9 protein-coding genes and 14 tRNA genes are annotated in these 13,626 nt (G+C 68.9%); 2 read left to right on the forward strand and 21 right to left on the reverse strand.

Annotated elements, in window-relative coordinates; all coding sequences use genetic code 11:
- Positions 1-15: 15 nt before the first annotated feature.
- The gene (locus tag BO221_RS41130; protein ID WP_083682234.1) at positions 16-2,406 is read right to left on the reverse strand and encodes a PQQ-dependent sugar dehydrogenase; all 2,391 of its coding nucleotides are present in this window, start codon (positions 2,404-2,406) and stop codon (positions 16-18) included.
- A 392-nt stretch (positions 2,407-2,798) separates the two neighbouring features.
- On the opposite strand from BO221_RS41130, the gene BO221_RS41135 reads away from it, so the two are divergent.
- On the forward strand, positions 2,799-3,074 hold the full coding sequence (locus BO221_RS41135) for a type II toxin-antitoxin system RelE/ParE family toxin (protein WP_073566400.1): 276 nt from the start codon (positions 2,799-2,801) through the stop codon (positions 3,072-3,074).
- Here BO221_RS41135 and BO221_RS41140 read toward each other — a convergent pair.
- Together BO221_RS41140 and BO221_RS41145 are read right to left on the reverse strand one after the other, a co-directional pair.
- On the reverse strand, positions 3,071-3,814 hold the full coding sequence (locus BO221_RS41140) for a 1-acyl-sn-glycerol-3-phosphate acyltransferase (protein ID WP_073566401.1): 744 nt from the start codon (positions 3,812-3,814) through the stop codon (positions 3,071-3,073). The genes BO221_RS41135 and BO221_RS41140 overlap by 4 nt on opposite strands.
- 93 nt (positions 3,815-3,907) lie before the next feature.
- Complete coding sequence (locus BO221_RS41145) at positions 3,908-4,447, reverse strand: hypothetical protein (RefSeq protein WP_143195986.1); 540 nt, start codon at positions 4,445-4,447, stop codon at positions 3,908-3,910.
- A 143-nt stretch (positions 4,448-4,590) separates the two neighbouring features.
- On the opposite strand from BO221_RS41145, the gene BO221_RS41150 reads away from it, so the two are divergent.
- Entirely contained in the window at positions 4,591-6,816 is a 2,226-nt protein-coding gene (locus BO221_RS41150) for a kinesin (protein ID WP_073566579.1), read from the forward strand.
- A 9-nt stretch (positions 6,817-6,825) separates the two neighbouring features.
- Here the strand turns inward: BO221_RS41150 and BO221_RS41155 are convergent, their stop codons facing one another.
- The 18 genes from BO221_RS41155 to BO221_RS41225 form a co-directional block, all read right to left on the reverse strand.
- The gene (locus BO221_RS41155) at positions 6,826-7,914 is read right to left on the reverse strand and encodes an SGNH/GDSL hydrolase family protein (RefSeq protein WP_158080004.1); all 1,089 of its coding nucleotides are present in this window, start codon (positions 7,912-7,914) and stop codon (positions 6,826-6,828) included.
- Between the two features lie 189 nt (positions 7,915-8,103).
- A complete protein-coding gene (locus BO221_RS41160) occupies positions 8,104-10,932 on the reverse strand; it encodes an AAA family ATPase (RefSeq protein ID WP_073566404.1) in 2,829 nt (942 codons plus the stop codon).
- A 94-nt stretch (positions 10,933-11,026) separates the two neighbouring features.
- On the reverse strand, positions 11,027-11,227 hold the full coding sequence (locus BO221_RS41165; RefSeq protein WP_073566405.1) for a hypothetical protein: 201 nt from the start codon (positions 11,225-11,227) through the stop codon (positions 11,027-11,029).
- 332 nt (positions 11,228-11,559) lie between these two features.
- A tRNA-Ser gene (locus BO221_RS55120) sits at positions 11,560-11,646 on the reverse strand.
- Positions 11,647-11,789: 143 nt separating this feature from the next.
- A complete protein-coding gene (locus BO221_RS41170) occupies positions 11,790-12,332 on the reverse strand; it encodes an HNH endonuclease (protein WP_073566406.1) in 543 nt (180 codons plus the stop codon).
- Positions 12,333-12,358: 26 nt separating this feature from the next.
- Positions 12,359-12,433: transfer RNA gene (locus BO221_RS41175), tRNA-Leu, on the reverse strand.
- A 124-nt stretch (positions 12,434-12,557) separates the two neighbouring features.
- Positions 12,558-12,631, reverse strand: a tRNA-Thr gene (locus BO221_RS41180).
- A 17-nt stretch (positions 12,632-12,648) separates the two neighbouring features.
- Positions 12,649-12,721 (reverse strand) — tRNA-Phe (locus BO221_RS41185).
- Between the two features lie 9 nt (positions 12,722-12,730).
- A tRNA-Met gene (locus tag BO221_RS55125) sits at positions 12,731-12,802 on the reverse strand.
- A 10-nt stretch (positions 12,803-12,812) separates the two neighbouring features.
- Positions 12,813-12,887, reverse strand: a tRNA-Arg gene (locus BO221_RS41190).
- Positions 12,888-12,898: 11 nt separating this feature from the next.
- Positions 12,899-12,973: transfer RNA gene (locus BO221_RS41195), tRNA-Arg, on the reverse strand.
- Between the two features lie 21 nt (positions 12,974-12,994).
- Positions 12,995-13,066: transfer RNA gene (locus tag BO221_RS55130), tRNA-His, on the reverse strand.
- Positions 13,067-13,075: 9 nt separating this feature from the next.
- Positions 13,076-13,149, reverse strand: a tRNA-Pro gene (locus BO221_RS41200).
- A gap of 32 nt (positions 13,150-13,181) precedes the next feature.
- Positions 13,182-13,257: transfer RNA gene (locus BO221_RS41205), tRNA-Pro, on the reverse strand.
- 6 nt (positions 13,258-13,263) lie between these two features.
- Positions 13,264-13,335, reverse strand: a tRNA-Asn gene (locus tag BO221_RS41210).
- A gap of 31 nt (positions 13,336-13,366) precedes the next feature.
- Positions 13,367-13,438: transfer RNA gene (locus BO221_RS41215), tRNA-Gln, on the reverse strand.
- A gap of 6 nt (positions 13,439-13,444) precedes the next feature.
- Positions 13,445-13,518 (reverse strand) — tRNA-Gly (locus BO221_RS41220).
- A 5-nt stretch (positions 13,519-13,523) separates the two neighbouring features.
- Positions 13,524-13,594 (reverse strand) — tRNA-Lys (locus BO221_RS41225).
- Positions 13,595-13,626 lie beyond the last annotated feature (32 nt).

Genomic DNA, 13,626 nt, shown 5'->3' on the forward strand with positions numbered 1-13,626 from the left:
CCGCCCGCTCCACGGCTAGGGAGCCGCCGGCCGGAGCCTCTCCGTGGGGATGATCTGCTTGCGCTGGCTGGGGCTCGACCAGTGCAGCCGCATGAGGGCCACGCCTGTCTGCTCGAAGAACTCCAGCTGGATCGCGTGGGCCCGGCCCGCCTGCAGCGTCACGGTGCCCTGGTGCTCGGTGGTGACGTGGACCGTCCAGTCATCGATGAGCAGCTTGCCGTCCACCCAGAGCCGGACCCCGTCATTGGATTGGGTGTAGAAGGTGTAGGTCTCCGAGTACAGGGGCACCACGCTCCCCGTCCAGCGCACCGAGAAGGTGTTGATGTCCAGGGCCGGGGCCGGCGAGCCCTCCTCCCAGCGGAAGTCCACGGTGGGGTCCACCCGCTCCAGCTTCAGGTCCTTGAAGTCGGCCGTGTCGAAGTACTGGGCCCGCAGGCCGTTGGCCGGGGCGCTCGTGTCCCGGAACACCGCCGTGTACAGCGAATCCACCGTGGGCCGGACCTCCTGGCTCGCGCTCCCGCCGTGGCTCCAGCGGTCGAAGACGTACGTCTTCCCGTCCTTCTGTTGGGGCGAGACGGCCCCGAGGGCGCGCACCACGCCCGCCACGGTCTCCACCTCCAGCGGCGTCGGCTGGGGTTGCCCGTCGAGCGTCACCCGCAGCCCCGCCGGCTCGGTGTTCATCCGCAGCTTCACCTTCCGGGGCCGTATGTCCCTGAAGATCTCATGGACGGCCCCGCCGGAGTCCTCCACCCGCAGGTGGATGCGGTACCACACGTTGGCGGCCGTCTCGCCCCGGTCCGGTATGGTGAATCTCCCGCTCCTCACCCCGCGCGTGGCTGGCACGAAGGGGTGCATGTGGTCGTCATGGTGGAAGTCCACCTGCCAGGTGAAGGCGCTGTCCGGCAGCGTTCCGTCTTCGGCGTCAATGCCCCGGCCCTCGTAGGTGATGACGTTCCCCGCGCTGTAGAGCGTCCCGTCCGTGGGCAGGAGGAAGGTGGCGACGGGCGCGGTGTTGCTCCTCACGGTGAGGGTGGCCTCGTTGCTCAGCACCGAGCCGAAGTCGTTGGACACCCGCACCCGGAAGCGGGCTCCCGAGTCCGCCATCGTCACCGCGGGCAGCGAGAGGCTCGCGGCCGTGTACCCCGGGAGATTGGCGTCATTGCGCATCCACTGGTAGCGCAGTGGCTGCGTTCCGGAGGCTCCCACCGTGAAGGTGGCGGACTGGCCGGGCGGTACCGTCAGGCTCGTGGGCTGGCTCGCGAGGGTGGGCGCTTCGTTGGAGGCCGTGTAGCGGATGCGGCGCACCTCGTCCTCCGCGCGGTCCAGGTAGTAGAGGCTGCCGTCCGGCCCCACGTCGAGGTCCACGGGCGAATCCAGGCCCGTGGCGAAGACGGCAACGGCGCCATCCTTCGGGTCATACGTGCGGATCCACCCGTTGCAGTAGTCGGAGAAGAAGTAGCGCCCCGTGTACTCCGTGGGGAACTGGCGTTGGGCCGGGTTGTAGAAGACGCCCGCGGTGATGGCGCAGCCGTTGCTGGAGCCCGAGCCGTGCCGGTAGGCGAACAGCGGGGTGCGGTAGCGCGGGTCCGTGGTGGGGCCCTCGGTGTCCGGCCAGCCGTAGTTCGCGCCGGCGATGCCGTCGTTGATCTCCTCCCAGTCGCCGGCCCCCACGTCGTTGATGAAGATGCGGCCGGTGCCCGGCTGCACGGCGAGGCTGAAGGGGTTGCGCAGGCCGATGGCCCAGATGGCCCGGTTGCTGCCCGTGGTGCGCGTATAGAAGGGGTTGTCCGTGGGGATGCTGCCGTCCTTCTCCAGCCGCAGCACCTTGCCCATCAACGAGTCGAGCTTCTGCGCCAGCTCCGAGCGCGTGTTGTCCCCCACGGCCACGTAGAGCTTGCCGCCGGGCCCGAAGTGGAGGGCGCCCCCGTTGTGGTTGCTGGCCCCCAGCGGCGGGAGCTCGAACAGGATGCGCTCGCTGCCGGGCACGGCCTGGTTGCCATTGGCGGTGAAGCGGCTGACGCGGTTGTGCTCCTGGGGCGTGGTGGCCGTGTAATAGACATACACGTACGGCTGGCGGGGGAAGTCCGGATCCAACGCCACGCCGAGCAGGCCCCGCTCGCCGCTGTCATCCGTGTCCACCGTGAGGAAGGGCACGCTCAGCAACTTCCCGTCCTGGATGAGCAGGAGCCGGCCGTCCTGCTCGCAGACGAAGATGCGCCCATCCGGTGCGATGGCCATGGACGTCGCCGCGTCGAGATCATCGGTGACGAGCGTGTCCGTGAAATAGGTGGGCACCGCGGCTGCCTCCACCTGTTGCCGGGGTGGGCTCGTGGGGGATTGCTCCACTTCCGTACAGCCCCACAGCAGGAGAAGGCAGGTCAGTGCCCGAAGAGCCTCGATACGCATGGCGCACGCTCCAGTCCGGTGGGGAGGACCGCCTCCTCCCGTGAGATGCGGCGCGAAGCTGTAGCGGGTGCTTCCTCTCCGCTCAGGCGGACACGGGGGCTGTGATTCCCCGTACGTCCGCTGCCGGATGATGCGCGAGGGGCGTGCACTTCATCCGGCGGGCGCCCCCGTCTTCGGGGTGGTGGGTGTCACGACGCTTCCGGGTGGGTGTCACCCCTGGTGTGGGTCCACCCGCGCGCCAAGGACAATGGAAACTTCCAGTGTCCATCGCCTGGGGCCATGACCGTTCACCCCTGAACTCCGCTCTCATCCGCGCTGGACTTCTCCGGAAGTGGACTGGCCTTGTTTGTGCTCAAATAATATAGGGAGGTAAACCCACAGGCCTTCGCACCGTGTACACCGTCGAAATCAGTCCATCCGCGTGGAATCAGCTCGCCCACCTGTCGCTGGAGACGTACCGGCGCATCCGGGATGAACTGGATGCAGTCGCCACGGCCCTCGCCAAGGGGCTTCACCCGGGCCGCTCCGAAACGGTGAAGGTGGCCGGGCGCCCGGTCTCCGCTCCCTCGGTGGTGGTGGATGACGCGATCGCGGTCTACGAGGTGGACCACGAGAGCCAGCGCGTCCTGCTGCTCGAGGTGGCGCGCCGGCTCCCCAGGGAGCTCTAACCGGGAGTGGTGGCCCCGGACTCGAGGCGGTCCTTCTCCCGCTGCATGAGGCCGTACACGTGGTCGCGCAGCGCGGCCGGATCGGAGAAGGCGCGCGGGTCCACGGGCTCGAGGATGCTCACCTTGCAGTCCGCCCGGAAGCGGAGGAGCAGCCCGTGCTTGGGCAGGGTGTCACCCGTGCCGGTGAGCACCATGGGGATGAGCGGGCAGCCCCTGGCGTGGGCCAGCCGGAAGGCGCCGTCCTTGAAGGGCCGCATCTGGTTGTCCGGCGAGCGCGTGCCCTCGGGGAAGAGGAGCACCGGCACGCCCCGGTCCAGCCAGCGCTCGCACCCGGCCATCATCCTCGCGATGCTCTCCTTGTCCCCGCGCACCAGCCCCACGTAGCGGTTGAGGTACATGTTCCAGCCGAGGAACGGCAGCTTGAAGTTGCTGGCCTTGGAGACCCACTTGAAGGGCCGGTAGAGGCCGAAGAGCACGAGGATGTCGCCCAGGGACTGGTGGTTGGACACCAGCACCGCGGGCCCGTGCCAGGGCAGGCGCTCACGGCCCTGGATGCGCAGACGCCAGCCGGGGTTCACCCAGAAGTAGAGCTGCGCCCAGCCGGAGGAGAACAGGTGCAGGACGCGCCCGTTGCGGTCGAAGGGCCACGTCACCAGGAAGAGGACGAGCGCCACGCAGAAGAGGACGGCGGAGCTCGCCACGAAGAACGACCAGAAGAGCACCGAGTGGAGCCAGCGCATGTCACCCTGCTCCAGTGGGTTGGAGGAGGGGTCCCATCATCGCACGGCGGGTGACGCCTGGTGGAACACGCGCCGGGCCGGCGGCGCGAGCGGTTACAGCGGCTTCTGGCCGGCGACGGCCGGCATGCCGGGGGTGGCCGGGGTGGCGGGCTTCTCCTCCTCGACCGGGAGCTCGTACTCGAGCGGGGCGGGGGAGATGGCCATGTCCTGCGTGACGACCCAGGAGTTGTAGCGCTTCTGGGACACCTCGATGAGCTTGCCGTCCTCGTAGCAGACGACGTGCAGGACGAAGGAGGGCTCCTGGATGGTGGGCTTCCCGTATTGGTAGCACTCCTGGTTGCCGCGGCGCTCCTTGCTGGTGGGCTGGCCGAGGAGGCCGGAGACCTCCTGCGGCGACATGCCCTTGTTCACCTGCCGGAGACCCCAGGCCGTCTCCACGCGGTAGGGGGTGGCCGCGGGTTGCAGGGCCACGAACCACTTGCCGGCCAGGAAGAGGAACAGCGCCGCGGCGGGGTACAGCAGCAGCAGGCGCTTGGGGCGCCGAGGCTCCTGCTTCGAATAAGCGGAGAAGATGCCCTCGTCCTGGGCCGCGTCCGCTCCACCTGCCCCGATCTGCTGGTGCTCTTGGCTCACACCCTGAGACATGCCCCGTGCGGGGGAGAGATGCAAGAAGGTCCAGGCATGGCGGGGGAGCGAGGGAGCAGGAGAGCGAACAGTTCGCGCCTGGGTTGAAACCGCTTCCCCACCAGGCGGGCAGCTGTGTTCTGGTGGACGCCATGACGCGCCCCCTCGTGTATCGCCGGTATGGCGGCTCGCTGCAGGTGTCCATTCCCTCCTTCGAGGTGCTGGTGGACGCCGTGAAGATTCCGGAGACCCAGTGGCTGGCCACGGCCTGTCCACTCGAGGGACTCCAGTGTGATCCGCGATTCCTCGCGTTCGTCGACACGGATGGGAACAAGCGCATCCGGGTGCACGAGCTCCGCGCCGCCGTCGAGTACGCGGCGAAGATGCTGAAGTCGTACCAGGGAGCGGATACGGCGAGCGACGTGCTCGTGCTGGACACGCTCTCCGAGGCGGGCACGAAGCTGCGGGACGTGGCGGGCATCCTGCTGGAGACGCTGAAGGCGGGGGACCGGACGCGCATCACGTTGGAGCAGGTGCGCACCAGCGAGAAGGCGCTGCTGGAGGCGGGACAGAACGGGGATGGGATTGTCGCCCCGGCCTTCCTGCCCGAGCCGCTGCGGGCGCTGGCCGTGAAGCTCATGGCCTGCTTCCCCGAGGTGAAGAACCGGGCGGGGCAGGCGGGGGTGGACCTGCCCATGCTCCAGCGTTTCCGCGAGGAGCGGAGTGCGCTGCTGACGCACCTGGCGGAGAAGGGGTTCGTGCTGGTGTGGGGCGAGCGGAGTGTGGAGCACGCGCGGCGCATCCAGGAGATCCGGCCGCTGCTGGACACGTACTACCTGCAGTGCCGGCTGGTGGCGGCGCAGCCGGAGGCCGTCTCGAGCTTCAAGCTGGAGCCGGGCCGGGTGCAGGGAGCGCTCGGGGACACGCAGGCGCTGGCGCGGGTGGTGTCGGAGCTGCCGGTGGCGCCTCCCGAGCCTGGGGGCGCGTTGCGCTGGTCGCGGTTGTACCGGGGCCAGGCCTTCGAGCGGCTCGAGGCGTTCCGGAAGGACGTGGCGGTGCCGCTCACGGGGGACCTGGCGACGCTGGCGGACTCGGCGTGGCGCGAGTTGCTCACGAAGGCCGACGCCATCCTGGCGTGGCAGGCGCGGCTGGAGGCGAGTCCGTTGCGCGGACTGGTGGATGCGTTGGCGGGCATCCCCGAGTCCGAGCTCGAGGCGCTGGAGGCGGCGTGCCGGGCGGACCTGGCGCTGAAGGACAAGCTGGACGCGGTGGACGAGCTGGAGCGGTTGATCCTCTACCAGCGCTGGCTGCTGACGTTCGCCAACAACTTCATCAGCATGCCGGACCTGTACCAGACGAAGCGGCGGGCGCTGATGGAGAAGGGGACGCTCATCCTCGGGGGGCGGAGGTACAGGCTGTCGGTGCTGGTGACGAACCGGGCGGCGCACGCGGCGCTGACGAGCCAGGGCACCACGTGCACGCTCTACGTGCAGGTGGTGGCGAAGGAGGGAGGGGAGAGCTACGAGGTGGCGGTGCCCGCCACGCGAGGGCGGAGCGATGGCCTGGCGGTGGGCAAGCGCGGCGTCTTCTACGACGTGGAGGGCCGCGAGTATGACGCCGTGGTGACGCAGATCATCCGTCAGCCCGTGTCGCTGTGGGAGGCGATGACGATGCCATTCGGGCGGATCGGCAAGTTCATCTCCAGCAAGATCGAGGGGATGGCGGCGGCCGGAGAGAAGACGCTCGATGAGTCGCTGGAGAAGGGCTACGCGCAGGGGACGCAGACGGCGCCCGCCGCACCGGCTCCGGGAGCGCCCGCGGCGGCTCCGGTGGCGGGACCGGGGGGCTTCATCGCGGCGACGGGTATCGCGTTCGCGGCGGTGGGCTCGTCCCTGGCGTTCATCGTGTCGCAGGTGAGGTCGCTCACCGTGTTCGATGTCATCTCGGCGGCGATGATCCTGGCCGCCGCGGTGATGCTGCCCTCGGGGTTGTTGGGGTGGCTCAAGCTGCGCAAGCGCAACCTGGCGCTGCTGCTGGAGGGCTCGGGCTGGGCGCTGAACGACCGGTTGATGCTCACGAGGGACCTGGCGGCGATCATCACCCGCCGGCCGAGGCTGCCGAAGAACGCGAAGGTGGACCGCACGGACGTGTTGCAGTCGGTCCTGGCGACGGCGCGCGAGGACGACGAGGAGGAGCCGCGCTCGCCGGGCATGTGGCTGCTCATCGGGCTCGTCATCGTCTTCGTGGTGCTCTGGCAGTTCCGCGAGCCGCTCATCCGCGAGGCCTGCAAGCGCCAGTGGATGGCCGGCGCCGCGTGCGACTCGTTGATGACCCCGGGGTCCTCGCCGTCCGTGCCGCCCGCGCCGCCGGCTCCGTGAGGGCTGGGGCTACTTCCAGCCGAGCAGGTCGCGCAGCAGGGGCGTCATCTGCTCGGCGGTTCGCTGGTGGGTCTTCCGGCTGGGGTGCCAGAGACAGCCGAGTCCCTCGTCCCCGAGGTTGGGAGGTACCTCGGCGAAGTGCACGCGGGAGTCTCCGGACTGGCGCAGGGTCTCCACCACGCCGGAGATGAGGGCCCGGGCGTGTTTGCGCGCCTTGACGTCCTTGGGATGGGTATCGGTGATGCCGGAGGCCAGGACGCAGACGATGTGGGCGTTGGGGTAGCGGCCGCGGATGCCGTCCACGAGGGCACGGTAGGTGTCGCGGAACCGCTCCTCGCCGGGGTGCTCCTTCCAGAAGTCATTGGCGCCGAGCTGGATGAACACGGCATCGGGCACCCAGGAGGAGAAGTCCCAGCGGCTGTCCTCACGATGGGGGAGGGTGCGCAGGTAGAGCTGGGGCAGGGTGGGAGTGGGGTCGTTGGCGAAGTTGACGGCCGCGCCCTTGCCGGAGAACGCGACGATGGAGGCCTCGGCGCCGAGGGCTTGCGAGATGAGGGCGGGCCAGGTGAGGGAGCTGCGCTGGGTCTCCACGTTGAAGCTGCACTGCTCGTTCTTGCCCTCGATGCCGAAGCCGGTGAGCCCTGAATCGCCGACGAACTCGAGGCGGCGCGTGGGGGCCGGAGGAGCGGGCAGCAGCCGGGCACCCGGGTCGAGCTCGAGCCCGAGGAACTGGGTCTCTCCGACGGCGGGCTCGGTTTCCTTCTCCAGACGCAGGACGTGCTCGCCCTCGGGGAGTCCCTCGGCGATGCGGTAGAGCATGCGGCCCTCTCCGACGTAGAGGTCACGGAAGGGCGCACCGTCCACGCTGAAGCGGAAGCGGTTGGGGGCGAGTTCCTCGACCTTGGGCAGATCGAGCAGACGCAGCCCGAGGGACGTACCAGTGAAGCGCACGGTCAGGGACGTGCCACTCCAGGAGAGACGGGGACCACTCGGGTCACCTCTGTCCACGCGGCCACCGAAACGCAACTCGGGGGCCTGGGGCGCCACCTGGACGGGAACGGTGCGGCATCCACTGAGCACGGTAAGGGCAACCACCACGCCCACCAGACTCCAGGGGGTGTGGCTTGGCCGTGAATCGGGATGAAGGCTCATGTGCTCGAGCTTACGTGAGCCACGGGCCGAGGTGCCGGAAGACCTCCCGGTCGCGCTCTTCACGAACTTGTCCAACAGTTGGACAAGTTTTACGAGACCGCGCCCGGGAGGCGCTCCCGTGGTCGTGCTTCGGAATCAGCTCACGGCGCTCGTGGGCCCTGACGTGGGTGGACGGGAGATCCACGCGGCGATGAAGACGTCCAGCTCGCCGCGCAGCACGTCCTTCACGCGTGGCGTACCAGCGCCCGTGCGTGGGTCCTCCACCCGGGCGCCACGGCCCAGGTGGTAGCGACGGGCCTCGTCCGCGGTGTTGCTGCCGCCCTGGCCCTTCACCACCCGCGAGGCGATGTCCTTCATCTCGCCCAGCTCGCCCGCGCACGCCAGCGTCATCATCCGGCCCGTGGTCTCGTCCTTCACCGTCACTTCCGTCTTCACCTTCGCGAGGTAGGTTCCCTCGTGCCGCTTCACCTCGCGGCCGTCCACGTCCAGGCTCTCCTCTTCCTCCTCCGGCCCGCCCCGGTGCACCCGCACGTAGGCGCGGTGGCGCTTCTCCTCGTCGATGCGCCGGTGCAGCCCCGCCTCGCCCGCCAGGTAGCCATACGCCCCGGGCCCCGCAATCCGCACCACCACCCGGAACGGCTCCTCCGCCTCCGCCACCGCCATCGCCTCGTAGCCGCGACGCTCCGCCCAGCCCAGGTACATGGTCGCCAGTTCCTGCACCCAGGCGTCCTGGCCCTCGCCTGTCTCGCTCGCGCAGATGTCCACCAACGCTTCGTCGCCGTGGTCCGTCGCCCCCGCGGCTCCGAGCACCTCGGCCATCTGCACCTCGCGCGCGACCTCCTCCACCTGCTTCGCCGCCGACGCGAGCTGCGCCTCGCCCTTCGCCTCGCGCACCAGCCGCCGCGCGAACGTGGTCCGCTCCTCCATCCGGTCCAGCTCGTTGAGCTGAGCCTCCACCGAGCGGAATGCCCTCAGCGTGGACGCCGCGCGCTGCGGGTCGTCCCACAGGTTGGGTGCCTGCGTCGCCGCCAGCAGCTCCGCACGCCGCTCCTCCAGCCTCGGCCGGTCCGCCGACACCGACAGCGCCCGCGCACGCCCCACCAGCCGGTCCATCTCATTGAGCAGCGACTTCTTGTCCAGCCGCCGCTTCACCGCCGACACCGACTTCTCCGTGGGCAGTGCGAGCTGCGCCGTCTCCTCACGCGGACGCGGGGAGAGCTCGGCCACCGCCACTACCTTGCCTCCCGGCCGCGTCTCCACCCGCACCGGTGCTCCCGGCGGCAACGGCCGGCGGGCGATCTCCACCGCCAGCGCCGCGGTCAGAGTCTTCTCTATCTCCCGCTGCAGGTAGCGCGCGCCGAACTGTGGCGAGTAGCCCCGGTCCACCAGCAGGTCCACCACCGCTGGTGTCACCTCCACGTCCAACCCACGTGCACGGATACCCTCGCGCTCCAGCACCCGGCCCACCTCTCGCTGGGCGATCTTCCGGATCTCCACCTTCGACAGTGGCTGGAAGTGGCAGATGGCGTCGAATCGGTTGAGGAACTCGGGGCGGAAGACCTCGGCGATGCGCCGGTCCACCTCGGTGATGAGCTCCTCGGGACGCCGCGAGCCCATGAAGCCGATGGCCGGCTCCCGGTACACCTCGGCGCCCACGTTCGACGTGGCCACGATGACCGTGTTGTTGCAGGAGATGGTTTCTCCCGCCCCGTTCACGAAGGTGCCCTCGTCGAAGAGCTGCAGGAAACGGTCGTGCACACTCCGCGCGGCCTTCTCGAACTCGTCGAGCAGCAGCACGGTGAACACCTTCCCCTCCAGCAGCGCCGTCAGCTCACCGCGCTTCGTCTCCACCGCGGGCGCCCACGAGGCACCAAAGGGCACGCTCTCGTCGCCGTCGTTAGGGAAGTCCGCCATGTTGAGCCGGACGAGTCTGTCCTGCGAGCCGAAGAGGTACTCGGCCAGCAGCTTGGCGAGCTGCGTCTTGCCCACGCCCGTGGGGCCGGCGAAGAGGAACACGCCCAGCGGCCGGCGCGGATCGTTCAACCCCGCCTTGAGCAACGCCACCGAGCGCAGCACCGCCTGCACCGCGTCCGTCTGCCCGAGCAGCCGCTCGCCGAAGAAGCGCTCCGTCTCCTCCAGGTCCAGCGCCATCGCGTCGTCCACGACGAAGCGCGGCAGCCGGGTGGTGGCGCAGAAGCGGGTGAGGACGTCCTCGGGACCCACGCGGTCCTTGGCTCCTCCGGCGGCCTCGGCGGCCGTCTCCTTGAGCAATTCAATCGCCTTGCGCGGCAGCCTCTGCGCCAGCAGGAACTTGGAGGCCAGCCGCAGCGTCAGGTCGCACGCCGCCGGATCGATGGGCAGGTGCAGCTCGCGCTCCAGTTCCTCGGCCACCCGGCCCAGTATCCACCGGGCCCGCTCGGCGGGCGGCTCCTGGAGCGGCACCAGGTGGAGCCGCTCGGAGAAGGCCTCGTCCGCGCGCAGCAGCTCCTGCACGCGCTTGGGCTCGGTCTCGAAGATGAAGCGGATGCCCCCCGTGCGCAGGGCCCGGAAGGCCACCGGGGCCAGCGGCCCGCCGATGACCGCGGGCAGGTCCCGGATGTACACGATGGGGCAGGGGTGGCGGCTGAGCCAGGCCAGCAGCTCCTCGAAGCTCTCCGCCGCCTGGCGCTGGGTGCTGCGCGCCAGGATGTTGGCGACGGACACCTCCACCATCCGCGCGTTGGCGAGCTCCGCGTCCACGCGGCCCTCGATGATGCGCCGCGCCACTTCCTGCACGAGGGCGGACTTGCCCACGCCCGGATCGCCGGAGAGCAACGGATGCTTGCCCCCCCGCGTCAGGAGGCCCAGCACCTCCATCACCGGACCGTCCACGCCGTGCGCGGCCGGGAGTTTCCCCTCCCGTGCCAGCGCGGTCAGGTCCCGGTCGATGAGCCTCTCGTTGTCCTCGCTCTTCCTGGTGGCCATGGTTGGGAACGCCTCAGGGGGCGCGGCCGCACTCTAACGTGCTGAATCGCAGTGGTGGACCCCGGCCTTCCGTTCCTGGCCGCCCGTGCTGGACTCAGCACTCCGCGACCGGGTGCCCCCAGGGGTTGGAGGCGGGGCACTGACGCAGCAGGGCCTCGAGCCGCCGGGCCCGGGCGCTGGCGCTTTCCTGCTTCGGCGGGAGGGGGTGCGGCACCGTGGCGCTCAGGCGCGCGGCCTGGTTCGCCAGGAGCTGCTCCACCTCCGGAGACAAACGATCGAACTCGAGCCACTCCATGGGCTTCCTCCCTGTGGGGATGGTGTGAACGCGCATCCATGCGCCTTCTGCCCCTGTCGAATCACTACGCCGCGCGTCAGCGGCGAGGTGGAATGACGGGTTCCCAACTTTTCACGGTTTACGGGCTCTTTACAGAACGGAAGGCGGAGGACTCGAACCCCAGACCGGCGACCGGTCCGCACCCGCTAGCAACGGGGCCTGGCGCCATCGCCAGTTCACACTTCCAGGAGAGACGGAACACGGTGGAGTCGAACCACGGACCCCGGAGGGTCCACCTGGTTTCCAGCCAGGCTGCCGGCCACCCGGCATGCATGCTCCAGACAGCAAGAGAGCGGAAGGCAAGGGACTCGAACCCCGAGCGCGTTGAGCGCCCGCACCGCTTTCGAGGCGGGCCACCGGGCCTCCGGTGTCGACCTTCCAGAATGTGCCGGCAGCAGCTCCCGCCTGCCGGCGCGCGGGGCGTACGGGCCGGGGATGCCTCTGGCCTCCCCGTTCATGCACCCGCTCCTGTGACGGAGCGGGGCCCGGGAGCCCCCTCTGGAGGCCCCCGTCTACCCGCCGCTCACTCCTCGAGCTCCGTGTGCCAGTACGCGACGTCACGGAGGAACTTGCGCCAGGAGACGGGCATGCCCTTCTCGTAGGCGAACGTCAGCTGCACCGAGCCGGGGAGCTTGCGCGGCTTCTCCGGCGTGGAGAGCAGCTTGAGCCCTGCCTGCACCGGCGTGCGGCCCCCCTTCTTCTGGTTGCAGGGGACACACGCGATCACGATGTTCTCCCAGGTCGTGCGGCCACCCTGGGCCCGGGGCACCACGTGATCGTACGTGGCCTCGGGGCGCGACACCTTCCGGCCGCAGTACTGGCACTTGCAGCCATCGCGCATGTACACGTTGTCGCGGCTGAACTTGATGCCGCGCCCCTTGCGCCGCTCGCCGCGCAGGAAGCGGATGACAGAGGGCATGCGGATCTCCAGGGTGACGGAGCGGACGAGGCGGTCGTCGTACTCCTCGACCACCTCGACCTTCCCCTGCCACAGCAGCATCATCGCGCGCTGCCAGGAGATCCGTGCCACGGGCTCATACGACTGGTTGAGGACCAGCGTCTCCATGACTCGGTTGTCCTTCTTGGGGGATATGTCCGCGGCGAGAGTCGAACTCGCACGTGAGCTGGGTTTGAGCCAGCCGCCTCTCCCGATTGGGCCACGCGGACGGTTGGGGGAGCCTGTTGCAGTACACGCCCTGGGGATCGAACCCAGCAGACCTGGTATGTGGGACCAGTGCCGTCTCCAGCTGGCTCGGCGTGCAAGAGAAAGGGTGAAGAAGAAGGTGAGGAGTGCCCCCGGTCGGGATCGAACCGACGACCCCCGGTTTACGAAACCGGTGCTGCTGCCAGCTGAGCTACAGGGGCAAAACAGGTACTGCGAGTGCCGGCCCCAGGAATCGAACCCGGTCCTCCCGTGCTTCAGACGGGCGCGCGGACCACCTACGCCAGGACGGCTTGAGACAGTTGCGGAGCAGGGAGTCGAACCCTGCGGCCCAGGCTTATGAGACCCGGTGGGACGTCCGGTCCCACTCCGCATCGAAACGGTTGCCCCCGGCAGGACTCGAACCTGCGGCCTCTCGGTTCGGAACCGAGCGCTCTGCTCCAACTGAGCTACGAGGGCGAAACAAGTAGCGGCTCCGGCAGGACTCGAACCTGCGGCCTCCCGGTTCGTAGCCGGGCGATCTGATCCAACTGAGCTACGGAGCCAGACAATTCATTTCACTCGAGGTCGGCTGGAGGGACTCGAACCCTCTGGAACCGGATTCACAGACCGGTGGCTCACCCTTTGCCTTCAGCCAACATGACACATCTGGGTGACAGGATTTGAACCTGCAACCTCGCGGACCCGAACCGCGCGCTCTACCAAATTGAGCCACACCCAGGAAAGACAACCACTACACTGCGACAGACTGAGTCGGGATGGCCGGATTCGAACCGACGGCCTCGTGCACCCCAAGCACGCGCTCTCGTCCAGGCTGAGCTACATCCCGATGAAGCTCCACAGGAGGGATTCGAACCCCCAACCTGACGCTTAACAGGCGCCCGCTCTTCCCTTGAGCTACTGTGGAATGTGTTGCTTTGAAGTGTTGCATTGAAGAGATCCGGGAGCAGGGTTCGAACCTGCGTCTGCGGGGTCAGAGCCCGCCGCCCTGCCAATTGGACCATCCCGGAATGAAGTGGAGCGGGTGACGGGATTCGAACCCGTGTTTCCGGTATGGGAGACCGGCGTCCTGCCACTGGACGACACCCGCGTGAGTACCTCCGGAGGGATTCGAACCCTCGCCACCCGCTTAAGAGGCGGGTGCTCTACCGATGAGCTACGGAGGCGTGTGCCGCCTCTCGTGAGGGCAGGCGGCGCT

Origin of the sequence: Archangium sp. Cb G35, from assembly GCF_001896145.1 — a bacterium.
GTDB lineage: Bacteria > Myxococcota > Myxococcia > Myxococcales > Myxococcaceae > Archangium > Archangium violaceum.

Excerpts from the sequence above, each read along its gene's own strand:
- BO221_RS41130 (WP_083682234.1), bottom strand. The coding sequence starts at position 2,406 with ATGCGTATCGAGGCTCTTCGGGCACTGACCTGCCTTCTCCTGCTGTGG.
- BO221_RS41140 (WP_073566401.1), bottom strand. The coding sequence starts at position 3,814 with ATGCGCTGGCTCCACTCGGTGCTCTTCTGGTCGTTCTTCGTGGCGAGC.
- BO221_RS41150 (WP_073566579.1), top strand. The coding sequence starts at position 4,591 with ATGACGCGCCCCCTCGTGTATCGCCGGTATGGCGGCTCGCTGCAGGTG.
- BO221_RS41160 (WP_073566404.1), bottom strand. The coding sequence starts at position 10,932 with ATGGCCACCAGGAAGAGCGAGGACAACGAGAGGCTCATCGACCGGGAC.
- BO221_RS41165 (WP_073566405.1), bottom strand. The coding sequence starts at position 11,227 with ATGGAGTGGCTCGAGTTCGATCGTTTGTCTCCGGAGGTGGAGCAGCTC.
- BO221_RS41170 (WP_073566406.1), bottom strand. The coding sequence starts at position 12,332 with ATGGAGACGCTGGTCCTCAACCAGTCGTATGAGCCCGTGGCACGGATC.